26 protein-coding genes are annotated in these 25,491 nt (G+C 40.1%); 14 read left to right on the top strand and 12 right to left on the bottom strand.

From position 1 onward, the window contains the following. Positions 1-28: 28 nt before the first annotated feature. On the bottom strand, positions 29-865 hold the full coding sequence (locus IL355_RS01445) for an N-acetylmuramoyl-L-alanine amidase-like domain-containing protein (RefSeq protein ID WP_192460431.1): 837 nt from the start codon (positions 863-865) through the stop codon (positions 29-31). Between the two features lie 59 nt (positions 866-924). After that, positions 925-2,007: a mechanosensitive ion channel family protein gene (locus tag IL355_RS01440; RefSeq protein ID WP_192460430.1), complete on the bottom strand. Its 1,083-nt coding sequence runs from the start codon at positions 2,005-2,007 to the stop codon at positions 925-927. Between the two features lie 214 nt (positions 2,008-2,221). On the opposite strand from IL355_RS01440, the gene hemH reads away from it, so the two are divergent. Both hemH and IL355_RS01430 read left to right on the top strand, forming a co-directional pair. Next, positions 2,222-3,256 (top strand): ferrochelatase, encoded by a 1,035-nt coding sequence (gene hemH / locus IL355_RS01435; RefSeq protein WP_192460429.1) that lies wholly within the window; start codon positions 2,222-2,224, stop codon positions 3,254-3,256. Positions 3,257-3,349: 93 nt separating this feature from the next. Next, positions 3,350-4,741, top strand: coding sequence for an MATE family efflux transporter (locus IL355_RS01430; RefSeq protein WP_192460428.1), 1,392 nt, complete (start codon positions 3,350-3,352; stop codon positions 4,739-4,741). On the opposite strand, the gene IL355_RS01425 is transcribed toward IL355_RS01430, so the two are convergent. Beyond that, complete coding sequence (locus IL355_RS01425; protein WP_225621081.1) at positions 4,734-6,005, bottom strand: alpha/beta hydrolase family protein; 1,272 nt, start codon at positions 6,003-6,005, stop codon at positions 4,734-4,736. The two genes, IL355_RS01430 and IL355_RS01425, sit on opposite strands and share 8 nt — an antisense overlap. A 92-nt stretch (positions 6,006-6,097) precedes the next feature. Beyond that, complete coding sequence (locus IL355_RS01420; RefSeq protein WP_192460426.1) at positions 6,098-6,922, bottom strand: EcsC family protein; 825 nt, start codon at positions 6,920-6,922, stop codon at positions 6,098-6,100. A 173-nt stretch (positions 6,923-7,095) separates the two neighbouring features. On the opposite strand from IL355_RS01420, the gene IL355_RS01415 reads away from it, so the two are divergent. The 6 genes from IL355_RS01415 to IL355_RS01390 all read left to right on the top strand — a co-directional run bounded on the left by IL355_RS01415 (position 7,096) and on the right by IL355_RS01390 (position 13,307). Beyond that, positions 7,096-7,644 (top strand): CopD family protein, encoded by a 549-nt coding sequence (locus IL355_RS01415; protein WP_192460425.1) that lies wholly within the window; start codon positions 7,096-7,098, stop codon positions 7,642-7,644. Positions 7,645-7,747: 103 nt separating this feature from the next. Beyond that, positions 7,748-9,184, top strand: coding sequence for an ATP-binding protein (locus tag IL355_RS01410; protein ID WP_192460424.1), 1,437 nt, complete (start codon positions 7,748-7,750; stop codon positions 9,182-9,184). 9 nt (positions 9,185-9,193) lie between these two features. Continuing rightward, positions 9,194-9,973, top strand: coding sequence for an enoyl-CoA hydratase/isomerase family protein (locus IL355_RS01405; protein WP_192460423.1), 780 nt, complete (start codon positions 9,194-9,196; stop codon positions 9,971-9,973). Positions 9,974-9,995: 22 nt separating this feature from the next. Beyond that, positions 9,996-11,546, top strand: coding sequence for a hypothetical protein (locus IL355_RS01400; protein ID WP_225621080.1), 1,551 nt, complete (start codon positions 9,996-9,998; stop codon positions 11,544-11,546). Between the two features lie 57 nt (positions 11,547-11,603). Next, on the top strand, positions 11,604-12,677 hold the full coding sequence (locus tag IL355_RS01395) for a PA0069 family radical SAM protein (protein ID WP_192460422.1): 1,074 nt from the start codon (positions 11,604-11,606) through the stop codon (positions 12,675-12,677). Positions 12,678-12,752: 75 nt separating this feature from the next. Then, positions 12,753-13,307: a porin family protein gene (locus IL355_RS01390; RefSeq protein WP_192460421.1), complete on the top strand. Its 555-nt coding sequence runs from the start codon at positions 12,753-12,755 to the stop codon at positions 13,305-13,307. Positions 13,308-13,395: 88 nt separating this feature from the next. Here the strand turns inward: IL355_RS01390 and IL355_RS01385 are convergent, their stop codons facing one another. The 4 genes from IL355_RS01385 to IL355_RS01370 form a co-directional block, all read right to left on the bottom strand. Beyond that, complete coding sequence (locus IL355_RS01385) at positions 13,396-14,820, bottom strand: Gfo/Idh/MocA family protein (protein WP_192460420.1); 1,425 nt, start codon at positions 14,818-14,820, stop codon at positions 13,396-13,398. A gap of 63 nt (positions 14,821-14,883) precedes the next feature. Further along, positions 14,884-15,573, bottom strand: a complete 690-nt coding sequence (locus IL355_RS01380) for an HD domain-containing protein (protein WP_192460419.1) — start codon at positions 15,571-15,573, stop codon at positions 14,884-14,886. Then, entirely contained in the window at positions 15,573-16,316 is a 744-nt protein-coding gene (locus tag IL355_RS01375; protein ID WP_192460418.1) for a lysophospholipid acyltransferase family protein, read from the bottom strand. The genes IL355_RS01380 and IL355_RS01375 overlap by 1 nt, the downstream gene beginning before the upstream one ends. Positions 16,317-16,416: 100 nt before the next feature. Further along, the gene (locus IL355_RS01370) at positions 16,417-16,827 is read right to left on the bottom strand and encodes a BrxA/BrxB family bacilliredoxin (protein ID WP_187456353.1); all 411 of its coding nucleotides are present in this window, start codon (positions 16,825-16,827) and stop codon (positions 16,417-16,419) included. A gap of 97 nt (positions 16,828-16,924) precedes the next feature. On the opposite strand from IL355_RS01370, the gene IL355_RS01365 reads away from it, so the two are divergent. From IL355_RS01365 to IL355_RS01345, 5 genes are all read left to right on the top strand, one after another. Beyond that, on the top strand, positions 16,925-17,581 hold the full coding sequence (locus IL355_RS01365; RefSeq protein WP_192460417.1) for a helix-turn-helix domain-containing protein: 657 nt from the start codon (positions 16,925-16,927) through the stop codon (positions 17,579-17,581). An 81-nt stretch (positions 17,582-17,662) separates the two neighbouring features. Then, a complete protein-coding gene (locus IL355_RS01360; protein WP_192460416.1) occupies positions 17,663-18,400 on the top strand; it encodes a TerB family tellurite resistance protein in 738 nt (245 codons plus the stop codon). Between the two features lie 55 nt (positions 18,401-18,455). After that, a complete protein-coding gene (locus IL355_RS01355; protein WP_192460415.1) occupies positions 18,456-19,040 on the top strand; it encodes a HupE/UreJ family protein in 585 nt (194 codons plus the stop codon). 83 nt (positions 19,041-19,123) lie between these two features. Continuing rightward, positions 19,124-19,561: a deoxycytidylate deaminase gene (locus IL355_RS01350; protein WP_192460414.1), complete on the top strand. Its 438-nt coding sequence runs from the start codon at positions 19,124-19,126 to the stop codon at positions 19,559-19,561. 18 nt (positions 19,562-19,579) lie between these two features. Continuing rightward, positions 19,580-21,205: a S41 family peptidase gene (locus IL355_RS01345; protein WP_192460413.1), complete on the top strand. Its 1,626-nt coding sequence runs from the start codon at positions 19,580-19,582 to the stop codon at positions 21,203-21,205. Here IL355_RS01345 and IL355_RS01340 read toward each other — a convergent pair. Next, positions 21,202-21,405 (bottom strand): hypothetical protein, encoded by a 204-nt coding sequence (locus IL355_RS01340; RefSeq protein ID WP_192460412.1) that lies wholly within the window; start codon positions 21,403-21,405, stop codon positions 21,202-21,204. The genes IL355_RS01345 and IL355_RS01340 overlap by 4 nt on opposite strands. Before the next feature lie 13 nt (positions 21,406-21,418). After that, complete coding sequence (locus tag IL355_RS01335) at positions 21,419-21,997, bottom strand: MarC family protein (protein ID WP_187456346.1); 579 nt, start codon at positions 21,995-21,997, stop codon at positions 21,419-21,421. A gap of 116 nt (positions 21,998-22,113) precedes the next feature. Between IL355_RS01335 and IL355_RS01330 the strand changes: the two genes are divergently transcribed. Continuing rightward, a complete protein-coding gene (locus IL355_RS01330; protein WP_192460411.1) occupies positions 22,114-22,695 on the top strand; it encodes a DUF3109 family protein in 582 nt (193 codons plus the stop codon). Here IL355_RS01330 and IL355_RS01325 read toward each other — a convergent pair. Together IL355_RS01325 and IL355_RS01320 are read right to left on the bottom strand one after the other, a co-directional pair. Continuing rightward, positions 22,675-24,621: a tetratricopeptide repeat protein gene (locus IL355_RS01325; protein WP_192460410.1), complete on the bottom strand. Its 1,947-nt coding sequence runs from the start codon at positions 24,619-24,621 to the stop codon at positions 22,675-22,677. The two genes, IL355_RS01330 and IL355_RS01325, sit on opposite strands and share 21 nt — an antisense overlap. A 7-nt stretch (positions 24,622-24,628) precedes the next feature. Continuing rightward, entirely contained in the window at positions 24,629-25,363 is a 735-nt protein-coding gene (locus tag IL355_RS01320; protein WP_192460409.1) for a LytR/AlgR family response regulator transcription factor, read from the bottom strand. Between the last annotated feature and the right edge of the window lie 128 nt (positions 25,364-25,491).

Raw genomic sequence — 25,491 nt, 5'->3', positions numbered from 1 at the left:
AAAGACTGCATGGTTTGTAAAACTGCTATCAAAGTGGCCGGGCAACCATGATACCGGTATTCTTTTTAATGCTTTTTAAGTATTCTGCAAGCGGTTTTTTAGATACTTCTACTTCCATGGACCCAGTGGAGGCATGTAGCAAATGAATACGTCCATCCTTTTCTCTGGTAGCGAACCCGGTATGGGTAATATCCAGGCCATTAATGGAGGTGGTAAGCGCAATAATATCTCCACTTTTGATAAGATGCTCATTAGCGGCAATTTGGTCTTGGGGCAGGATGCAAATGCTTTGGTTGTTTAAATAATTTTCGGAGGCTTTTATTTTTTCGAAGTTAGTATCATCGGTGAGAAATGGATATAAGTCTCTATGGGTACTCATAAAGTTGATATCCTTTTTAATTTCTGTTCCTCCTATTTCAGAGGTGATGTCCTTGATGATGCCTTTTTTTTCGTTGTTGGCAATCCATTCTGAAAAGTAATGAAGTCGGGAAGCATAGCCGTTCAACGCTCCATCTTTATACCGAATGGTTTCAAGAGCATCTGTAAAGTCATCAAAATCCGATTTTCCCTGTTTTATAAGTTTTCCAAATGCTAATACGTTTTCTACGTAAGTGGTACAGTCCAACCCCTGTAAGTTAACGACTAAAGTTTCGGTATCACCTATTTCGAGGGTTTTGGCAACATAGGGGGTTTTTAGAAAAGTCTTCCCAATTGCGGTTAAGGTTTTTCCAAAATCATCTTCCTGAAGCCCATCAATCTCAGTTAATTTATCTTTAACCGCCTTTTGATCTGCTGGGGAGCAGGTAATTTGTTGGGCGCTCGCAAAATGTATAACGAAAAATATCAATAGGGAGACTGTCCTCATGGGTAAGATGTTTGCTCAAAAATAGGGAATTCTGCAATGCAAGTATAATTTGATTTCACTTAGGTGTCAATCTGTTCTTCTTGTTGAACAGCCAATGAACTTTCAAAACTTACACGGGTTCGTGCCAAACTTTCAGGATAGTTTTCTTGTAAAAAGACAATCAGTTTTTCTCGTACGTGCACGCGTAAATCCCACGCGGTGGGAGAATCCTTGGCACTCATGAGTGCACGTGTTTCCACATAATTGGCTTTAGTGTCGGTTACCTGAAGTACATTGACCTCGCCGTCCCATAAATCCGTATTATTAAGAATGCTGGTGAGCTCTTCCCGTAGGGCATCAAAAGGCACTTTGTAATCGGTATAAAGAAAAACGGTGGCCAAAATATCGGCCGAAGATTTGGTCCAATTTTGAAAAGGCTTTTCAATAAAATAGGTGGTGGGTACTATGAGCCTACGCTTGTCCCAAATTTTGACCACCACGTAGGTGAGCATAATTTTTTCAATACGGCCCCATTCCCCTTCCACAATGACTACGTCATCAATTTTTATAGGCTGGGCAATGGCAATTTGTATACCAGCCAAAATCGTTCCTATTAATTTTTGGGCAGAAAAACCAATGATGATACCTGCCACTCCCGCCGAAGCAAAAACACTGACACCTACTTCCCTGATACTTTCAAAACTCATAAGGGCAAAACCTATCGCTAGAATGATGATAATGAAAATGACAATTCGTTCTAAAATATTAAATTGGGTGGTCACCTTTCGGGCCCTATAGTTATCAGAGGCTTCCAAGTCATATTTGCCAATGATGTGGTGCTTCGCAATTTTAATGGCCGTGAGAATAAGCCACGTAAAGGCGAAGATAAAGAGCAGGGTACTCGCTTTTCTAAAGTAATAAGAATAGTCAGAGAGATTTAGTAAGGTGCGAAGGGAGTCCAATCTAAGAAAAATGGAAAACAAGATAAGACCAATGGGGGCACTTACTTTTTTTACCGCCTCTATGGGCAACACATATTTTGGATTCTTACCAAGTCTGCGAATTAAGAAGAGCAGTATAAAGTACGCGGCGAAAAGGGCTGCCATAGCTCCCAAAAGATAGTAAAAGGAATTGCTTGATAAATCTATGTATTTGTTTAGCATAGCAGTGGTTTTTGTTTTCCATTATACTAAAAATGAGAATGCTCAGGTGTCCATATGCTTTTAAAATTGATGTAAACTATAGTATTATCAAAAAGTATTTACCCAAAGTGACAATATGCTTATATTCAAGCCTTATTTTTGCATCGGTAAATGTAAAGCCTGATATAAAGTGAGGAATTCAAGCTTTTATCTTGGGCCGATAATGAAAAATTGCATGAAAGGAGTTCTATTATTAAATCTGGGTTCACCTGATAGCCCCACCCCCAAGGACGTAAAACCATATCTTGACGAATTTTTGATGGATGAGCGGGTTATCGATGTGAATAAAGTTCTGCGTAATATCCTGGTACGGGGAATTATTCTTCAAACCCGGCCTAAAAAATCCGCGGAAGCATACTCAAAAATTTGGTGGGAAGAAGGTTCTCCCTTGATTGTTATTTCAGAGCGGTTTACTGAAAAGCTCAAAAAACATACCTCCATGCCAGTGGCCTTAGGAATGCGCTACGGTAGCATGACTATCAAAAATGCCATGCAGGAGCTTAAGGATAAAGGAGTGGATGATGTTATGATAGTCCCCCTCTATCCCCATTATGCCATGTCTTCCTTTGAAACGGTAGTGGTAAAGGCCATGGATGTTCAGAAGGAGTTCTTTCCGAATATGAAATTGACCACGCTCCCTGCGTTTTACAAGAATCCTGATTATATCAAAGTACTTTCCGAATCCATTTCGGAGGCCTTGGAAGGCTTTGATTATGACCATATTTTATTTTCCTATCACGGAATTCCTGAAAGGCACATAAAGAAGTCCGATCCTACCAAATACCATTGTAAAATTGACGGTAGCTGCTGCTTTACGAATTCTGTAGCACATCATACCTGTTATAGGCATCAGGTGTACGATACCACGGAATTGGTAAAAGCCGAACTGGGATTAATAGAAGAAAAAGTGAGTTCTTCGTTTCAGTCCAGATTGGCTGGCGACCCATGGTTGAAGCCGTACACGGACTATGAATTTGAAAGGTTTCCGAAGGAAGGAAAGAAGAAATTAGCGGTCATTACGCCGGCCTTTGTTTCCGATTGTCTTGAGACCTTGGAGGAAATTGCCATGGAAGGAAAAGAGCAATTTCTGGAAGCAGGCGGAACCGATTATATCCATATCCCTTGTCTTAACGATAGGGATTCGTGGGTAGAATTAATGGCCAAATGGGTCAATAATTGGGAACGAACAGGCACCCTGCCTCATTCTTAAGTTATAATTTTGAAGCTTGAATGGCTAATCAGCTTATACCAAAAGGTATAATGTTAATTAATGATAGCCTCTAATATTCTCAATAGCATTTAAATGGCGAAAGTGTCGGCGGAACAACTGGGTTCGGAACCCATAGGTCAGCTTCTGGTAAAACAGGCCGTGCCAGCTTCCATCGGTATTTTGGTAATGTCGTTAAATGTGCTGGTCGATTCCATTTTTGTGGGAAACTGGATTGGTGCCATTGCCATTGCGGCCATTAACGTAGTACTTCCGGTTTCCTTCTTTATTGGTGCCTTGGGTATGGCAATTGGTATTGGCGGATCTAGCATTATTTCCCGGGCTTTGGGTTCCAATAATTACCAAAAAGCCACCCTTGTCTTCGGGAACCAGATAACCTTAACTCTTTTTATTACGGTGAGCATGGCCCTGTTGGGCCTTTATTATGTGGATGTGCTTATACCTGCCTTTGGTGGAAAAGGAGGCATCTTTGAACCGGCCAAAGCGTACTACATCATCGTACTTTACGGAATACCGTTCTTGGCTTTTAGTATGATGGGCAATACGGTTATTCGCGCGGAAGGAAAGCCAAAATTCGCCATGGTTGCTATGATTATCCCGTCCATTGCAAATCTGGTGCTAGATTATGTTTTTATCTATTGGTTCGATTGGGGAATGAAAGGTGCCGCATGGGCCACCACCGGAGGATATATTTTTTGCTTTTTGTACATCAGCTATTTTTTCGCTTCGGGACATTCTGAATTGAAATTATCTTGGAAGAGTTTGGCACTGCAAATCCCAATCGTAAGGGAAATAGGTTCTTTAGGGGTTGTTACGCTGGCGAGACAGGCGACTACCAGTGTGGTGTATTTGATAATGAACAATATTCTTTTCGGTTTGGGAGGAGAATCTTTGGTGGCCGTTTACGGAATTATAGGGAGGATGCAAATGTTCGCCCTGTTTCCCGTTTTTGGGGTCACGCAAGGCTTTTTACCCATTGCCGGCTTCAATTACGGCGCCAAAAAATACCAAAGGGTACGTGAGTCTATCAATACCGCTATCCGGTATGCCTCTCTTTTGGCCGCTTTGGTATTTATAGGATTAATGGTTTTTCCTCAGGAAATAGCCTCCCTCTTTCTAAGCGACAGTGCGGACCAATACGCAGAAAATTTAGCGGTGAACGCTTATGTGTTGGACCATATTCCCTTAGCAATGAGACTAGTTTTTGGGGCCACGCCCATCATTGCGCTTCAATTGATCGGTGCGGCCTATTTTCAGGCTATTGGAAAAGCTGTTCCTGCATTTTTGCTAACCTTGACAAGACAGGGCTTCTTTTTTATTCCCCTAATATTGACACTTCCCTTTTTCTTGGATGAATTAGGAGTGTGGCTGTCGTTTTTTGCCGCTGATGTATTGGCGACTATCGTCACCGGTTTGTATTTGCGTAAGGAGATTAAAAATACCCTTCAATTACCACAATCTAGTTAGAAGCCTTTTTTTTGTGCTGTAATTCCATTCCCGTTGATGATCTAGGTACAAATCCAGGCCAGTCTTGGTCATTGGAATTATCCGGAATGTCTAGGTATTTAGAAAAATCTTCCCCTTTGAGATGGGTGCCCAAGAATGCGGTCACAAAATGTTGGTTGACATTATTGATCTTACGCTGGTCCCATGAGGGCTCTGCGTACCGATAATACTCATCTAAGTGGTGGCCTGCTTGTAAGGCTTCTGCTGGGGGCGGATTGGGAGCTACGTTATGACGGGCATTTTTATAAGTTAGTAAATACCGGTCAGTATTAATGCTTCCGTCATAAATGGCTTTGATTCCCTTTTCATAACCGGAGATATCATCTTGGTCACCAGCAACAAAAAAGGTAGGTACGGTAAGCCCTTTTAATCCTTCCAAATCCCAAACGCCACGCTCCATTCCCCACGGGGCAAAAGCCACTACCGCTTTAATTCGGGAGTCTTTCATCTTTTGATATTCCGTATTGCTAGCGGTCAAATCGGCAATGGCTTTGCTTCCCCCGGTCATTTGGCCAAAAAATGCCGTAAGGCCGTCGGAATAACCCGCTCCGCCTACATTGAGAACACCGTAACCCCCCATGGAATATCCTATGATTCCTATATTATCACTATCAATAATGTTTGAAAGTTCATTGTTTTTCAGGTTGGTCATGGACTGTATGATAAAACGAATGTCCTTGGCCCTATTCAAAAGCGTACTGTAAAAGGCATTAGCGTCTTTAAAGGTGGAATCGGTATGGTCTATGGCGACTACCACATATCCTTTGGAAGTTAGGTTCTCGGTCAAATACGTCATCAAGTATCTAGAGCCTACATAGCCATGGGAAACCACTACCAGCGGAAACTTACCAGTACTAACCGGGGCAGCATCCCTATATGCCCGGCCTTTAAATTGAAAAGGAATCAATGGTCTTAGGGTATCACCGCGAGTTCCCATAACTTCTTCGTAAATCACTGTCTCACTTTCCTCTTTTGGTAGGGATGGATACCATACCTCCACCTTGAGGTTTCTGTCGTACAAAGGGTCTGTCCCGTTCTTGGAATTCAAAATGTCTACCTGGTCTTTGTGAGTAAACTCCATTGTATTTACCCCTACGGCATATTTTCCCCGCTTCGCAAGCCCGGGAGCATCAGGTAGAGGGTCTCCGTAGCGAAATTCTTGGGCATTGCTTTCAAAACTATTGCATAAAATGATTATGGTTAAAAGGCAAAACTTGCCTTTCAAAAAGAAAAGAGTTTTCATAAGTACTACATTGAGTTGGTTCTCAAATGTACGGAATTATGTAAAGTGATGATTGCAGATGGAGTATTTTGAGTTTAGTTCTTTTTGGTTACTACCAGACTTTCGTAGTGCAACTTTACCAAGGCTTCACCATACTTTCTTTCCAGCCTACGAATACTAAAATGTGCTTGAGCCATATTCTGAAAGTGTTGTATGAATGCCAAATTAATGCCTGCGCCTCCAACAGCGCCCACCACTGGGATGGCCTGGGCCACAAATTTTTCGGAAACTTGAATGCTAAACCGGGAAGCAATGATGGAAATTAGCTTTAAGATTGGGCTGCTGGCACCCACCAAAAATCCTTCTATCAATGTTGATGAAGACCCCTTTACCGCTGCATTTAGGGCAATTCGCGTAGCAAAATACCCTGTATCCAAATTATCGTCATGCTTGGTTTTTCCGCCCAAGGCAAAAACTTGAAGACAGGCTAACTGGGTATCCAACTCCTCAATATTTTCGCCTTCACTCCGCGCAATATCCAAAATGGACCGCATCATTAATTTGGTGGTAAGGCCCAGGTCTACGGCAAAGGCCGTAGCGCCAAAAGCTCCACCAATAGCCCCAGAGGAGGTGACCATCGCTTTATATAAGGTATTCAATGGCACTTTCCTTTCCTTGTTGTTTTTCATGGAGAGTAAATTGGACTTAACCACACTGTACAACACTTTATAAGATATTTTCTGCAACCATTGCTGTTGTTTAGCAGGAAGCAAGTCCAGCCTTTTTTCAATGACATTGCCTAATTGATTTAGTCCTTGCATTGCCCAACCAATTTGTTCCATATTTTGTTTGGCAAGAAAAAGGGTCATCCGGTCCTCTGCGGTTAGGTCCTCGGTTTTAATTTTTTCTATATCGGTCATAGGAAGTTTTATTTATGGGTAAGATAGAAAGCCTATTTGTTACCTAAAAGTTTCAATAGTCATATTTTTGACTCTTAAGATAGGTATCTCTTTTGTCAATTTGGTTTGACATCAACAAGAACAGGACCATAATTCAAGGCTATTGGCTACCTTTGGGCCAGTTTTAGTAGGTATTGGAATATTACAATTACATAAAGTCCCTGCATTTAATTTTCGTAATCACTTGGTTTGCGGGCTTGTTCTATATTCCAAGGCTTTTCATCTATCATATTGAAGCATCCCAAAAACCATCTCCAGAAAGGGAAATTCTCAGCAAGCAGTTACAGTTGATGAGCAAACGTCTATGGTATATAATAACTTGGCCCTCCGCCATTTTAGCGATTATTTTTGCCACATGGTTATTAGTTCTCAACCCTAGTTTTTTACAACAAGGTTGGATGCATATTAAACTGGCTTTTGTGGTGCTTTTAATTTGCTATCACTTACGAACCCATGTTTTTTTTAAGCAGTTGCAGCGCAACCAAATTAAATACAGTTCCAACTTTATGCGAATTTGGAACGAAGGGGCCACCCTTATACTTTTTGCTATTGTTTTTCTTGTCATTCTTAAGAGCACCATTAATTGGATTTTTGGTGTAGTGGGTATCCTACTATTGGGAATCATGCTTATGCTTGGCATTAAGATTTATAAAAGAATAAGGGATAAAAACCCAGAAGCTTAGGTATCTCCCTACTTCTTTATTTGGTGCGATATTTGCTACCTTTGAGGGTAAACGCAGGGCCTTGCTTACACAATTATCTCTTCGATCACGCATATTTGTCTCCATGATTCTTCTGGTGGTAATTGCGTCTATACTTATTGCCGGGGTAACCGTATTTCAATACAATGAACAAAGTAAGGACTATCACGTAGGCCGATTGGAAAGAAAAGAGGAGCAAGTACGCCAAAGTGTAGAATACGTACTTAGGGAAACCACCTATCCCGTCACTACCGAAAATTTGCACCTTATTTTCCAAATGGAAATCTATAGGATCGCCAATACCCAAAACCAGCGATTGAACATTTATGACCTAGAAGGACAGTTATTAAAAAGTTCTCGTCCAAAATTCGTGATAGACTCCGTGAGTAATTGCTTGGATACCCAGATTCTCATAAATCTCGAGAATAGTCCAACCAAACGATATGTGGAGGAAAAAGCCTTGGCGGGCGACAACTACAAGGCCAGTTATACCTACATAAACGATAAAAGTCTTAAACCAATTGGTATTTTAAATTTGCCCTATTATGAGGATGATTCCTTTAACAATATGGAGTTGCGCGAGTTTCTTACCAGATTGGCCGGGGTCTACCTGCTCATGTTGCTTATAGCCATTGCCCTATCCTACTTTATTTCTACCTATATCACCCGGTCGCTACAGACGGTATCTGACATGCTCGGAAGAACACATCTTACCCGTAGGAACAAAAAAATTCTCATAGATAACCCTAGTCTTGAAATTAAGAAGCTCATAACCTCCTACAATGCTATGATCGATGAATTGGAGCAAAGTGCCGTAAAATTGGCTCGTAGTGAAAGGGAGCAGGCGTGGAGGGAAATGGCCAAGCAAGTAGCGCATGAAATTAAGAATCCGCTTACGCCCATGAGGCTTACAGTTCAGAGTTTTGAGCGAAAATTTGACCCTGAAGATCCGGATATAGAAAACAAGGTAGAGGAATTTTCAAAGACGCTTATTCAGCAGATAGATACCATGAGCAGCATAGCTTCGGCTTTTTCCAATTTTGCCGAAATGCCTGCCCAACAAAACGAAACCTTAAATGTGGTTAAAATTGTTAAACTGGCCCTGGATATCTTTAATGAAGATTATATTCACTTTATATCCGATAGGGAGGAGATCATTGCAAAAATGGATCGTACCCAGTTGATAAGGGTGGTTACCAACTTAGTTAAAAATGCCATACAAGCGGTACCCGAAGTAGAGGCGCCCCGAATTCTGGTTTCCGTGGCAGAGGAGGAGAACAAAGTGAAAATTTGTGTGGCAGATAACGGTATTGGTATTGAAGATGAGTTCAAGGAGAAAATTTTTGAACCCAAATTCACCACAAAGTCCAGTGGTATGGGGCTTGGATTGGGAATGGTAAAGAACATTGTGGAAACCTATCAGGGCAATATCACGTTTACATCACAACCGGGTAAGGGCACGGTATTTACCGTAAAACTACCTAAAGAAAAAATAAAAAAGGAGCAGGACAACATCACTTAATTACACTATATGAATTTTAATAATCTATTAGTCGATTTAGAAAATGGAATTGCCAAGGTTACTATAAACAGACCAAAAAAATTAAACGCCCTCAACAGGGATACCTTACAAGAGCTTCATGAGGCTTTTAAAACCTTGGAAGCAGATGAAGAGGTGAAGGTGATAATACTAACCGGAAGTGGTCCAAAGGCCTTTGTAGCCGGTGCCGATATCTCTGAATTTGCCAATTTTTCAGAATCAGAGGGCGAAGACCTGGCCGCTCAAGGTCAAGAAATGGTCTTCGATTTTATTGAAAATCTATCCAAACCGGTCATAGCGGCTGTCAACGGTTTTGCCCTTGGGGGCGGACTTGAGCTGGCTATGGCATGCCATTTTAGAATTGCCAGCCATAATGCAAGAATGGGTTTGCCCGAAGTTTCTTTAGGCGTAATTCCCGGTTATGGTGGTACCCAAAGGCTGCCCCAACTTGTTGGAAAAGGCCGTGCTATGGAAATGATTATGACAGCGGGAATGATAGATGTAGAAAAAGCATTGAGCTACGGTCTTGTGAACGATGTAGTTTCCCAGGAGGAATTATTGGGACATTGTGAAAAGCTGGCAGGAAAAATTTCTAATAATTCGCCCGTTGCTGTTAGCCATGCAATAAAAGCGGTAAATGCTGGTTTTAAGAATAGTAACGGATATACTGCCGAAATTAAAGGTTTTGGTGCCTGTTTTGGTACTGAGGATTTTACTGAGGGAACTACGGCATTTTTAGAAAAACGTAAAGCAGATTTCCCAGGTAGGTAGTATATCTTCAAACAACCTACTTATGCGAAGAATTATATGTTTGGCTGCCTTTTCTTTAATGGTGGCCTCTTCTACGGTGTCTGCCCAAGACATTCCGGTGGACTATCAATTGGGAGAAAATTATTCTGATAGGTATAAATACTCTACCGTTCTTTCAATCGAAAGTTCCGTAAAGGGAGAAACCGTACTTGTGCGCACTTATTATGGGGGTTTCCCGTTGAGGCCAAAAGGCCATTTTATTGAAATTTACGATGTGGATCTCAATTTGGTTTCAGACTTCAATTACAAGCATGCGGGTGAACATATGGTAGACGGCTTTGTTAAAAATGGCCAACTTTATCTACTGGAACTTGCCTATGATTTTGATGCCGAGGCCTATAGCTATGTGGTCCATCAAACCCCGTTAGATGATTTTCGTTTTACGGAACGTCCACTGCTTTCCATTCCTTCAAAGGAAGTTGCCAACCCTTTGGCAGTTAACAAATACAATAGAAAGTTTGGAAACGGATTTTCTACAGCAACCCATTTTAACGATTCCAGAAATGCCTTTGCCATAACCGTGCACTACCGTGAAGGAAGGGATGAAAAATATAAGGTACTACTTTATGGTACGGACTTAAAGAAAAGGCTGGAGTATGACTTTACAGCGGCCATTGAAGAAAAGAACTACGCCTTTGAGAATGTGGAAGTGTCCAAAGATTTAAGCTCAGTTTACTTAATGGGAAAGGCTTTCTTTAAAAAGAGAAGAAATGATTTAAAGGAGCGGAGATATCAATATGAATTGGTTCGTATAGGTGCCGGTGGTCACACCATTCAAGAATTTGCCGATCCAGGAAGATTTCCGGAATCCTTAAAACCCATTTTGGTAGATGGAGATTTAAAAGTAGTTGGTTTTTATGCAGATAGAAAGGATAATAGATACAATGGGTTGGTCCATTTTAATCTGAATGGCGAAACATTGGCACTTCAGTCCAAAAAGTATAATCCGTTTTCAGAGCAATTTATGATCGATAAATTTGGACGGGAGGTAGATACTGAAATTAAAAACTTAATTTTTAAAAGTGTTCACATTACTCCGGAAAAGAATATCCTTTTTAGTGCTGAGGAATATTTTGTGACCAAGGGGGAAGACATTAGCTCTGGCGCGACACAGATTACAGATCGTTATCACTACAATGATATAGTGCTGGCAAAACTGGACGCCACGGGAAATATGAAATGGGCCCGAAATATTAATAAAACAGAGGTAACCCAAGGCGATGCGTCTTATGCTTCCTACACGGCTTACGGGCATGGAGAACATATGTATTTCTTTATTAATTCTGGGGAGAACCCACAAAAGATAAGTAAGGAAAGAATTCTTTTTAAACAAGGTTTTAGCAGAAACCCTAACATGTTTGTGATTAAAGTGGACGGGGAGGGAGATTTGAGCTATAAAAAATTAGTGGATGATAAAGAGGTACGGCTTCCCATCATGGTATCAAGACCACTTATTCAAATAAATAAGGACACCTTGTTGTTCTATGCCAAGAGAGGTACTAAAAAACAAATGATACAGGTAACTGTTAATTAGTAAAAAGCTACATTGTTAAACGGATAAATTCCATAAATTTGGAATAAATCCATTTAATTGAAAAATGAACATTTGATCAAAGGGCGTGGTGCGCAAAAAAATGTGCCCAATAGGTTCTTGGAAAATATTTATGAAACCAGGGATGATTTTTTGGAATTCTGTAGAATTGAAGGCGAGGAAGCACAAAAATCCAAAACCCAATTTATTCCCATTTTTCCCAAAACTATAATCAATAAAGTTACTAGCCCAGATGTGGGTATGGAATATTCCATGAACCCCTATCAAGGTTGTGAACATGGCTGTATTTATTGTTATGCCCGTAATACCCATGAATTTTGGGGGTATGGGCCAGGATTGGATTTTGAACGAACTATTCTCGTAAAAAAGGACGCTCCCCAACTGCTGGAAGCTAAGTTGAAGAGTAAATCATGGAAGGCCCAAACCATTGTACTTTCGGGCAATACGGACTGTTACCAACCTGCCGAAAAGAAATATGAAATCACCCGTAAATGTTTAGAGGTCTTTTTAAAGTATCGGCATCCGGTAGGTATCATCACCAAAAATGCTTTGGTAGTAAGAGACCTTGACCTTCTAAAAGAATTGGCCCAACATCGTTTGGTTGGTGTAAATGTTTCGGTTACTTCCCTTTCCGAAGATACCCGTAGAATTTTGGAACCGAGGACCGCAACTATCAAAAAGCGGTTAGAGACCATCAATATTCTATCTAAGAACCAAATTCCTGTAAACGCTATGTTGGCCCCCATAATTCCGGGAATAAATAGTCACGAAATTTTGGCGCTGGCGAAAGCATTTGCCGAGAATGGCGCACTGTCTTTTGGTTTTACCGTAGTTAGATTGAATGGTGCCATTGGGCAAATTTTTGAAGATTGGATACGAAAAACGTTGCCAGACCGTGCGGACAAAGTACTACATCAAATTCAGGAATGCCATGGTGGTACCCTTAATGATAGCAGATTTGGAATACGAAGTAGGGGGGAAGGAAAAATTGCTACTCAAATCCATGATTTGGTCAAATTGGCCAAACAGACCTACTTTCAAGGGAAAGCCTTTCCCAAGTTGAACACAAGTATGCACGAAACCTTTAAAGAGGGACAATTAAAATTGTTTTAAGAATATTTTTCATGTGGGTGTTAACCTCTTTGTTGCTTTTGGCACCAATAGGAAACAATCAAATTTAATTTACACATGAAAAATCTATTATTCGTTTGCTTTTTAATCCTTGGATCTATTCATTTAAGCGCCCAGGACTTTGGTTTTGGGGTCAAGGCCGGGGTCAATATTTCTAATCTTGGAGGCGACTACTATGTGGGGCTTGGAAGTTTGGGTTCTAGGGTAGCTTTTCATTTGGGAGGTGTTGCAGAAGTACCCATCACAGATAAAATTTCTGTACAACCGGAATTGTTGTATTCATCCCAAGGGAGCAATTGGGACTATGGAAGTAACGGCGAAAATCTAAAGCTGGACTATGTAAACCTACCTATTTTAGGTAAGTATCATATTTTACAGGGCCTGAGTGCAGAAGCAGGCCCAGTAGTAGGGTTTTTGGTGTCTACCAATGCCGATGATGATCAGTTTAAAAGTCTGGATATTGGTTTTGGCATAGGAGCTTCCTATCAACTGGCAAATAATATCTTCTTCAGTTTACGATACAACAAAGGAATAGCAAATATCAATGGAGAGGATTTTTCCGGAAGTAGCAACAATAATGTGGTACAGATATCTGCGGGCTATTCATTTTAAAAGTTAGTTAGTGTTGGTGAAAACTAAAGGCGGTAGAAAACTTGATCTGTTTTCGTACCGCCTTGGTTAATTTTAGAAGTATATTGTTTTATGAAAGCTCCCACCCCTTGCGGTAGCTGCCTTTGACCCATTCATTGGCCAAATCCCAGTTGGTAACCTTCATGTTTTCACCGTCCCAAAGGATTTTCCTTCTTCCTGGATATTCAAAAGGATCCCAATCACCCAATTTCTTTCCGGGTTTCAATTTTTTATATTGAAAAGCCTTAATGGCCAAATTACCCATTAGAACCGCTTCGGTAAGAGGTCCGGAACGATCAAAGGCTGATGATGTCTCAACACCGTTCAAGCATCCTTCCACGAAGTTGGCTTGGTGGCCGCCAACATCTCCATCTATTCTTTTTAGGTAAGGAGCCGGAGCATTGAATAATTCCATGTTTTTACTAGGTAAAAGTCGGGCATTTCTAGAATAGGTGTCAGCCACCAAAATACCTTTCGTTCCATAAAAAACAGAACCTCCACCGCTGTCACCTATGGTTTCTCCATCGGCAAGTTCGTCTGGTAAATCAGGCATGAGTCCGCCATCATACCAATTCAGGGCTATATCCCCGTGTTCCTCGGTATTGAATTTTAGTCGAACAATAGAAGAAGCGGGACATGACTCGCTGTAATCGGCTTCTACAAAATCCCCTACCCAGTTTGTGGTACAACTTGCTTCAGCTTCAGTGGGGTATCCCAAATCAAGCACGCCAAAAGGGGTTTCCATGATGTGGCAGCCCATATCTCCTAAGGCGCCTGTTCCAAAATCCCAGAAACCACGCCATTTAAAAGGGAGATACGCATCATTATAATCTCGCATTTCGGCAACACCCAACCACAAGTCCCAATCCAGTCCTTTAGGTACTCGTTGCTTTTCCGTTGGTACCGGTACACCCTGTGGCCAAACGGGCCTGTTGGTCCAGCAGTCTACTTTGTATACTTTGCCAATGATCCCGGATTGTATCCACTCCTTGGCTTCACGGCTGCCATCACTTGAAGCTCCTTGGTTTCCCATTTGGGTGACAATACCGTTCTCTTTGGCCACTTGGGTCATTAAACGGGCCTCATTAATATTATGGGTCAACGGCTTTTCTACATAAGCATGCTTTTTGGCACGCATAAAAGGTAGCGCAATAGAGGCATGCATATGATCGGGGGTTGCGACCATGATAGCATCTATTTCGCCAATGTGTTTGTCATAAACCTCTCTGAAATTCTTATATCGTTTCGCCTTAGGATATTTTTTATAGGAGTCTGCTGCACGGCGATCATCCACATCACAAAGGGTAACAAATTTAACTTTGCCGGTTTCATTTAAACCGTTCATTACACCGGAGCCCCTGCCACCAACTCCAAAGGCTCCCATATACAGGGTATCACTTGGTGGCACGTGGTTTTTTCCCATTACAAAACTGGGAACAATGGTAAAGGCAGTGGAGGCCGCTGCCGCATTCTTGATAAACTTTCGTCTTTGCATAGTTTTTAGTGAGTTTAGATTGAGCTTAGGAAGGTACGAAAATTATCAAAAAAGGCTCACCATTTAGTCGGTAACGTCAGGATTCGCCAAGGGCGAGAGCGGATTCCACTCCTTGTAAAACTGTTCAAGAAATCCCATCATGTAGTCATGTCTTTCCTGCGCTAATCTTTTACCGGTATCCGTATTCATTTGATCCTTAAGAAGGAGTAGTTTTTCATAAAAATGATTGATAGTGGGAGCGGTTGACTTTTTATACTCCTCTTTTGTCATTTTTAGATTGGGGGCTATTTTAGGATTGTAGAGTTCCCTGTTCTTAAAACCTCCATAATTGAAAGCACGGGCTATTCCAATGGCACCAATAGCATCTAATCTATCGGCATCTTGTACTACCTGCAATTCGTTGGACTTAAATGGCCTACCACGTTTTTTCTTAAGGTTGTTCTTGAATGAAATATTCTCTATGATCTTTACAACGTGATTGACTATTTTTTTCTTCACTCCCAGTTCTCTTAGAAAAGAGGAGGCTAACTGTGGACCTATTTTTTCATCACCTTGATGAAATTTGGCATCGGCAATATCATGAAGAAGTGCGCCAAGACTTACCACTAGCACATCTACATTTTCCTCCTTGGCAATTAAAAGGGTATTCTTAAAAACCCTTTGAATATGAAACCAATCATGACCTCCTTCTGCTCCACGGAGGGTTTCTTTAACAAAGGCAATGGTCTGGTCTACTATTTCGGCGTCGTTCATTAATATGTTTGGAAAGAGGTTAGGGCAGATTTTACCGCTTTTTCGGTTTCTGCCAAGACTGAATCAAAATTATCTTTGACTTCAATAGGTGGGTGGACCGTAAAAGTAATTCTATTGCCCAATCCGTTTGGAAATTTTCCGTAACGCAGCATTCTCCAAGAATTATCTATGGTTACAGGAACTACCAAAGCAGATGGGGCATTTTTCATCAGTAGCTTAAGCCCGGTGGCTTTAAAAGGTTTGGTATGGCCGGTACGGCTGCGGGTACCCTCGGGAAAAATGACGGCACTGCGGTTGTGTTTTTCTATATACCTGCCCAATCTCCCAATTTCAATAAGTGATTGTCTACTGTCTTTACGGTCAATAAGGACAGAGCCACCATGCCTTAAATTATAGGAAACACTGGGTATGCCCTTTCCTAACTCTTTTTTGCTCACAAATTTAGGGTGGTGTTTTCGCATGTACCAAATAATTGGGGGAATGTCGTGCATGCTTTGGTGGTTGGGTACAATAATTAGAGGCCTGTCCGTAGGGATGTTGTGAGGGTTGTTAAATGTATAGGTAGTGCCCAGTATGTGGGTACAACGCATTAGGGACAGGTTTAGAAAGCTCACACTTGCCTTATGGGCATTATATCCAAAAATATTGAAGCAAACCCATTGTATAGGATGAAATACCAACAGCGTAAGACCAAAAAACAATTGGTATAGTAAGGTAAGCGGATAAGCAAAAATCTTCTGCATGGTGCAAAAATAGAACGATTTTCAAATTTATGAACAAGAAAACGGACCTCCCATTCTCTGGAAGGTCCGTTGATGTGAAATTCGTATTATAAATCTGTGCTTAACAGAACTCTTCGTAAGCTCCAACCAGGTTTTCTGCAATAAGCTCTGCAGGTCTGCCTTCAATATGGTGACGCTCAATCATGTGTACCAATTCGCCATCTTTAAAAAGGGCCATACTTGGAGATGATGGAGGAAAAGGAACCATAAGGTTTCTAGCAGCGTTCACGGCTTCAGTATCCACACCTGCAAAAACAGTTACGGCATGATCCGGTTTTTTTGCGTTTTGAAGGCTCAATTTAGCGGCAGGTCTGGCATTGGCAGCGGCACACCCGCAAACGGAGTTGACCACCACTAAGGTAGTACCTGGTTTGCTAATGGCCTTTTCGACCGCATCTGCTGTATATAGTTCTTCAAACCCGGCAGAAGCCAAGTCTTGTCTCATGGGTTTTACCAATTCTTCAGGATACATAAATATCAATTTTATTTAGATAACAAAGATACTAATTTGTCGCATTTAGTTGAAGTACTTAACATTACCTTATGTTAGGGTTCTTGAACTTTTGAGGTTGAAGAAAAAAAATCCGAAAATAGTATTATCTTATTTATTTTTAAGGAACTACATCAATATGAAGCCAATTAAGCGAGTTGAACTTATAATTCAATATTTTAAAACCAATATTAGTGCATTTGAAAAACGTTGCGATTTGAGTAACAATAGTATCGGGGCAGCCTTAAGAAGAAATACAAGTCTTAAAGACGATACTCTCAATAAAATACTTGACAGTTATCCGCAAATAAATCCAATTTGGTTGTTGACTGGTAATGGCGATATGTTAGTCAATAAAAATACACCGGAAGCCTTTAACTCTTTAAAAAAATCTTCTATTTGCGATCGCATTAGAATGATTTATGATTTTAAGGGATTTCAACAATATTCGCAATTTTCAAAAGTGACCGGTCTTTTGGAACAAACGGTATCTAACTATATAAAGGGGAAACAAAAACCTGATGCCGAAAAAATGGAAATTATCATTAGAGCATTTCCTGAGATTGATGAAAGATGGTTTTTGACGGGGCAGGGCGAAATGCTTAAATCAGACAATTATGGGACAGACGATATTTCTTCAATTTCAGATGCCGAAATAATTGAGCATATTGCCCAAAATTTAGAGAGATTCAAGTCGTTGGCCACTTTTAGAATAGTGGTAGGTCTTAATGATTAAAGTACTTCTTAAAAAGGTATTTTGTCTTACCCCTTTGTTTCAGTGACCTTTTAATATCTTTGCCAAAATTTTTTTAAAGTCATGATCAAATGGTTTGCTGCCATTTTAGGGTATTTTCTGTATCGCTTTCCTGGGGCTATATTAGGTTTTGTAGTAGGTAGTTTTATCGATAACTTAAGTGGGGGAGGTAGAAATGCGCAGACTATTTTTCAAGATATGACACGGCAGAATGTTTCTCCGGCAGATTTTGAACTCAATTTGCTTTCGCTTTGTTCCATAGTTATTAAGGCAGACGGGAAGGTGAGTCAACGCGAAATGGACTATGTGCGCCAGTATTTTGTAAGCACCTACGGAAAGGATAGGGCGAATGCCACTTTTCGCACATTCAATGAAATAAATAAGAAACACCAAATTTCTGCGGAGAGAATTTGTGCGTACCTCAATCAAAGAACACGGTATGAGGTTCGGCTGCAATTACTTCATTTTTTGTTCGGGATAGCTCAAGCCGATGGATCCGTTAGTACGCCAGAAATCAATAAAATCAAGGAAATTGCGGGTTACCTTAGGGTGGGGCTTCAGGATTTTGAGAGCATCAAGGCAATGTTCATCAAATCTGCCAACAACGCTTATAAAATTCTTGAAATAGAAAAGTCCGCCACCAATGATGAAGTTAAAAAAGCGTACCGGAATATGGCCAAAAAATACCATCCAGACCGCGTAAACACTGAGAACGAAGCGATTAAAAAAGGTGCCGAAGAAAAATTTAAACAGGTCCAAAAAGCTTATGAAGAAATTCAAGCGGAGAGAGGGCTAAGTTAAAAACAAGGTTTATTTTTACTTGTCATTGTATCAACCTAACTCATAAAACGAACCCATGTCAGATATTTGGTTCTATCTAAAATTAGGCCTGGAGCACGTGCTTGACTTTAACGCCTACGATCATATTCTATTCTTAGCGGCATTGGCATTGCCCTTTACCTTTAAAAGCTGGAAGAACGTAGTACTGCTGGCCACAGTGTTTGCCATTACCCATTGTTTGTCGTTGGCCCTGAGCACCTATGAAATTGTTTTGGTAGATGTGGGACTTATAGAATTTTTAATACCGGTAACCATAGCAATGACGGCCATATTCAATATACTTTATACCAAAATGCCCACAGGTAAAAAGAATATAGGCCTTCATATGGTGGCAACGGCATTTTTTGGATTGATACACGGTTTTGGTTTTAGCAATTATTTTAAAATGCTAATGGCAGAGCAGGATAATAAGATTGTTCCGCTTTTAGGCTTTGCCGCTGGTATTGAGGTTTCTCAAGTAATTATTGTGTTGGTGGTGCTTTGTATCTCGTTTTTGATTATCAATATTTTGAAGTTGAATCAGCGTCTTTATATCACCATAGGGTCAACTTTAATTCTTCTTATTACAATACCTATGTTGATAGAAACGTTTCCCTTGTAACACTCTTTTGCTTTCACTTAAAATTAACCCCAAATAATTGTGATGCTTTGTGAAAGCGGGTATCTTAGTGATTTTCTAATTGAATGAAAGACAGCAAGCAAGAAAAATATGACCGTGCGTATTTGCGTATGGCCAAGGAATGGGGCAAACTTTCTTACTGCAAGCGCAAACAAGTTGGTGCAATTATTGTGAAGGATCGAATGATCATTAGCGACGGTTATAATGGTACGCCCACGGGATTTGAAAACCATTGTGAAGATGAGGGGGGGTATACCAAATGGTATGTTTTGCACGCGGAGGCTAATGCCATTAGTAAAGTAGCTTCTTCAACCCAGTCCTGTGAGGGTGCTACTCTGTATATTACCTTATCGCCTTGTAGGGAATGCAGTAAGCTCATTCACCAGTCTGGCATTAAACGTGTGGTGTATCAAACCGCATATAAGGACGATTCTGGTCTAACTTTTTTGCGAAAAGCCGGAGTAGATCTGGTTCACATGCCAGAAATTGAGGCATTGGTCTAGGAAATTATCTGTAGAATAATGAAAGGAAAAAATAGTTACATCTTACCAACCATCATCGCAGCGGCGCTTGCCCTGGGTATTTTCATGGGCGGTAAACTGAACTTTCATGATTCTCCGGAAAAACTTTTTTCTACCAATTCCAAGAAGGACAAACTTAATAGACTGATCGATTATATTGACTATGAATATGTTGATGAAATAAATACGGATAGTATCGTAGATGTTACCGTCAATCAAATTCTCGAAAAGTTAGACCCGCATTCCGTTTACATTCCAAAAAACCAAATGGAGCATGTGTCCGAAAATATGAAGGGCGATTTTGTAGGTATCGGTATTAACTTCTATGCCTATAATGATACCATTGCGGTCATTAAAACCATTCCTGATGGTCCTAGTGAAATAAAAGGTATAAAGGCCGGTGATCGTATACTTATGGCGGGAGCCGATACATTGTTTGGCAAAAACCTTAAAAATGACGCCATCGTTGAAAAGCTAAAAGGGGAGGAAGGTAGTTCGGTACAGCTAAAAGTCTTTCGCAAGGAAGGGAACAAAACATTTAATGTTAATGTTCGTCGTGGAATAGTGCCTATTAAAAGCGTGGAAGCCTATTTTATGCTCACTGACGAAATGGGTTATATAAAAGTGAATCGCTTTGCGGAATCTACCTATAAAGAATTTAAAAAAGCTTTGAGTGCCCTAAGAAAACAGGGCGCTACGAAACTAACATTGGACTTAAGGGACAATCCAGGTGGCTATTTAGGAGTGGCGGAAAAAATGGCCGATGAGTTTTTGGAAGATGGGAAATTGATACTTTTTACAAAAAACAAGAAAGGGAAAATTGATAAGACTTATGCTACAAGCAGAGGGAACTTTGAGGATAAACCAGTCTACGTCTTGATCAATGAACGATCTGCCTCTGCAAGCGAAATTGTAGCAGGGGCCTTGCAAGATAATGATATAGGAACTATTGTAGGCCGAAGATCATTTGGTAAAGGCTTGGTGCAAAGAGAAATGGCCCTGGGAGATGGGTCTGCGGTAAGATTGACCGTATCCAGATACTACACCCCCACGGGTAGAAGTATTCAAAAGTCATATGAAAACGGTTCCGAGGATTATTACAAAAGATTTACGGAACGCTATCATAGTGGGGAATTGGTGTCCGTTGATAGCATTAAGGTTGCAGATTCACTTAAATTCACCACTCCAAAAGGTAAAGTGGTCTATGGGGGCGGTGGTATCATTCCTGATGTATTCGTTCCTATAGGAACCAATGAGGAAGAAGCCGTAGAAAGTATGGATAGTTACGGCTGGCTGTCCTATTTTATTTTTGAGCATTTGGATGAAGACCGGAGCAGGTACGAACAGTATACCGAAGCGGATTTTGTAGAAAATTTTAAGGCCGATGATATCCTTTTTCAAAAATTTGTGGACTACTCCCTTTCCAGAAATTTAAAAATGGATTTCTATCAATACGAGTCTAGCATAAAAACGTATCTAAAAGCAGCCTTGGCCGAGCAGTTGTTCGGGGCCAATGTACATGCAAAGATTAAAAGTTCTGAAGATGCCATGCTTCAGGAAGTTCTGGAATTGGACAATCCTCTTGTACGTCAAAAGGAAGCTTCCGCCATTGAAAGCAACAATTAATGCTTTTCTACCTCTTTTTGTATTTTTTTACTGGTGCGGTAAATAAGAATCAATAAGATGGCGCACAGTGGAGCAATAATTCCAATGACCGCAACGCTACTATCTCCCTTAAGAGGTTGCTCAAAGTCAATCATAGTGGCATTATAGGCCATAAGGGCTATGGAGACAAGTACCAGAATAATGGTTACAGTTTTGTTCATAAAGGTTTCTGTTTTAAAACAACTGATTCACATTGGCGGCAAATAACTTAACGGCAATGGCCAATAAAATTACGCCAAAAACTTTTCTAATAATGTTAAGGCCATTTTTACCCAATACCTTTTCTATTCTTTTTGAGGATTTTAATACAATGAAAACAAATATGGTGTTGACCAGAATGGCAACGATTATATTTTCAACATAGTATTCTGCACGTAAGGAAAGTAAGGCGGTTAGAGTACCGGCGCCCGCAATTAAAGGAAAGGCAATAGGTACAATGGACGCACTTTCTGGCTCGTCTTCCTTATAAAGCGTAATACCTAAAATCATTTCCAAAGCCAGAAAAAAGAGAATAAAAGAACCTGCCACGGCAAAGGAATATACATCTATGCCTATAAGGTTAAGTATTTCTTCCCCAACAAATAGAAAGGCTACCATAATGGCGGAAGAAACAATAGAGGCCTTCTCAGATTCAATATGCCCCACTTTTTTGCGAAGACCAATGATAATCGGTACACTTCCCAAAATATCAATTACAGCAAAAAGTACCATTGTTGCGGTCGCTATTTCCCGAAAATCAAAATGAAGTTCCATGCGCTAAAATTTCGGCAAAAGTACATTTATTAAAAGAGCCCGTGCAAGTTAACTATTGAAAATTACTGTTAAATGATGTGGTTTAAAAGGTATCTTTGTCCTCATAAATTTATGCCATGTTTCAGCTGGGAAAAACCATCGTATCAGAAGAAATAATAGAGAACGATTTTGTGTGTAACCTTACCGCTTGTAAAGGTGCTTGTTGTGTTGATGGTAATGCCGGCGCTCCTTTGGACGATGAGGAAACCCGAATCCTTGATAATATCTTCGAAAAAGTAAAGCCCTTTTTGAGAAAAGAAGGTGTGCAAGCCATTGAGGAGCAGGGAACTTTTATAAAAGGAGAAGACGGGGAGTGGGAAACCCCGCTTGTTAATGATAGTGAATGCGCTTACGTTACTTTTTCTGAAAATGGCACTGCCTTGTGTGGAATAGAAGAGGCTTATAATAAAGGTGCCGTTGAATGGAAAAAACCTGTTTCATGCCACATGTACCCCGTTAGAGTACGTGAGTATACCCAGCTCACGGCCGTTAATTATCATAAATGGTCTATTTGTGACCCGGCTTGTTCTTTGGGAGAAGAGCTAAAAGTTCCTATTTATAAATTTGTAAAGGAGGCTTTGATCAGAAAATTTGGGGAAGCCTGGTACCAAGAGTTAGAAACGGTTGCGGATCAACATCTACGTCATAGGGATGTGTAGAATAACCTTTGTGCCACTTGGTTCATTGTTTTCATCATAGAGGTCCACAAATTCTACGTCAAAAGTATTCAATAGGTCTTTAGAAAAATTGGCGAGTCGCTCTTTGGTAATTTCTATTCCTACAGATTTGCGCTTTAGTACTTTGTTCTGTTTAATACGCTCTGCGGCCTCCCGTCCTATACCATTATCGGTAATGGAAATATCTAGGTAGTCTTTTGTTTTTTTGTAGATATGCAATTCTATTTTCTTTTCACCCTTTTTGGAGGAGAGCCCGTGCCATAAGGCATTTTCAAGGAAGGGTTGCAGAATTAAGGATGGAATTCTAATGGTATGAACCTCAATATCTTCTTCCACATGCACGTTAAAATCAATTTCATTGGAAAAACGAATGTTTTCAATGTTCATATATAGTTCAACCGTTTCCAATTCTTCGGCTAGGGGGATTTCCCGCATTGAGGAGGATTCTAAAATTTTTCGGACGAGTTTAGAGAATTTGTTGAGGTAATGAACGGCATTTTTCTGTTCGTTATTAATTATATAAAGTTTTATAGAATTAAGGGAGTTAAACAGGAAATGCGGATTCATTTGGCTGCGCAACATACTTTGCTCTAAAGTCAATAACTTTTTGTCATTTTTAAGTTGATATTGACGGTAGAGAATGTAAAAAATACCGGAAAGTAAGGCAATCACAATTCCAGATACCAGCAGTCTTGTATTATTTTTTCGCAGTTGCTGGTTCATACTGTTTAAGCTCTTCTCATTGTCCCTTTTAATTATGGAGCTATAAACATAACGTACGTTGTTATTGTTCTTAATTTGGGACTTTACATCCAAGGAGGTCCTAAAGTACTTAAGGGCCTTCTCGTAATCCCCCTTTTTTGCCCATAAATCGGAAAGAAGATCATAGGCATCAGCTCTTGTTCGTTGTAAATTGTACGTGCTGGAAAGTTCGAGTCCCAAGCGCAAGTTTTCTTCGGCTTTATCAAATTCTTTTAATTCAGTAAGAGCCCAACCTAACGTTAAATGTACGGCGGCAATTAAGGTATGTTCTCCATGTTTCTTTGCATCCAAAAGAGTGTTTTGGAGCAGATTTACCGCTTTTTGGGTTTCCTTCTGGTGCACATATATGTGTGCAATTCCGTTATTACAAATTATTTTGCCCCGTAGATAATGAAGTTCGTTGTTCAAGGTCATTGCCTTGTCGTAGGTTTGGAGGGCGTCTTCAAGCATGCCCTGTGCTTCTTGACACTCACCAATATTTTGATAATTGATGGCAAGACCTAACTTATTCTTTAGGGATTCTTCAATTTCTAGAGCCTTTTTAAATTGTTGGGTGGCCAAGTCATACTGGCCTAAAATACGGTTTATTTGCCCAATATTATGGTAGGAATGACTTATGCTCTGTTGAATGTTGATGGAAGGTTTTGGTTGCTTTTGGGCAAGGTCTAAAGCCTCATAGGTATAATCAAGAGCCGCAGTTATCGCATCTATTCTTTCATAGATGACACCAAGCATATTAAGGGAGTAAATTTCCAAGTCTACATTTTTGGAAATTTGTGCAGACTCCAGCGCCTGCTTGTGCTTTTCAATGGATTTGTTGAATTTTGAAACAAGACGGTACCTGACACCCAGTTTGTTAAGCCCTACTACTTGCCCGGGCATATAATTTTTTAACGCGGAAGCCTTTACAAAGTAGTCCATTTGTAAGGTGTCCATCTCAAAGGGCTTTATGACTTTTTCAATTTCCTTGATGGAGGTAGTTCCCTTAGAAATTAAACTATCTATAGTCCTCTTTACCGATGCATCAATATTTTGACCCGAAACATGGCCGGAAATCAACGATAAGAATAGGTATATGGCAAGACGCACTAAGCGCGGGATAAGCGAAAGTGGGGAACTAAAAGCATATGTTATTTGGGACTGCATTTAAATTTTAGAGCATATCCAAAAAGTCTGATTTTTTCTGCCTAGATACAGGTATTTTATGGTTGGATTCCAAAACAACGTAACCGTCAGTCTTTAAAAACTCTTTTATTTTGTTCAGGTTGATAATGTATGAATTATGTATTCTAAAAAAGGAACTGTTGGGTAAAAGCTCATTTACTTCCTTCAATTTTTTTGTGAGAACAATTTTTTGACCATCCGCAAGATAAATAGTGCTGTAGTTTCCATCAGATTCTGCATATAGGATTTCATCACTATTTAAAAAGACCAGCTTGCCATCCGTATTGAAAGTAATTTTCTTATGATTGGCGCTATCATTGAAGCTAAGCAAGATTTTTTCCAAACGTTCTGCAGTATAGTTTTTAGAATTAAACTTTCTTATTTTAATAATAGTATCCTTTAAATCATCTGAGTCTATGGGTTTTAAAAGATAATCAATTGCCTCGTTCTTTAGCGCTTTAATAGCGTATTGGTTGTACGCTGTTGTAATGACCACCGGGAAATTTTTATTGGTCAGTTTTTGTATAAATTGAAAACCGTCCATGGTGGGCATTTCAATATCCAGAAAAAGACAATCTGGAGTGTTCTTTTCCAAATAGGTCAATGCTTCAAACGGGTCCGTGAAAGAGGCGTTTACATTTATTTCATCACTAAAATTTGTCAATTCCCAAGAAAGGCTTTGCAAGGCCTTTATTTCATCATCTACAATGACAGCGTCTAACATAACCATAAGCTTTAAGTGTAAATTAATCAAATTTAGTTGTATGTAACCAATACATTTTGAAAAGATGTGCCAATGGACGTAATAACCGTATAAATGGTAAAAAATGAATTAAAATCGAAAAAAGCAAT

The organism is Euzebyella saccharophila, assembly GCF_014855495.1.
GTDB classification, from domain to species: domain Bacteria; phylum Bacteroidota; class Bacteroidia; order Flavobacteriales; family Flavobacteriaceae; genus Euzebyella; species Euzebyella saccharophila.
This window is presented reverse-complemented; position numbering and strand designations above follow the sequence as displayed.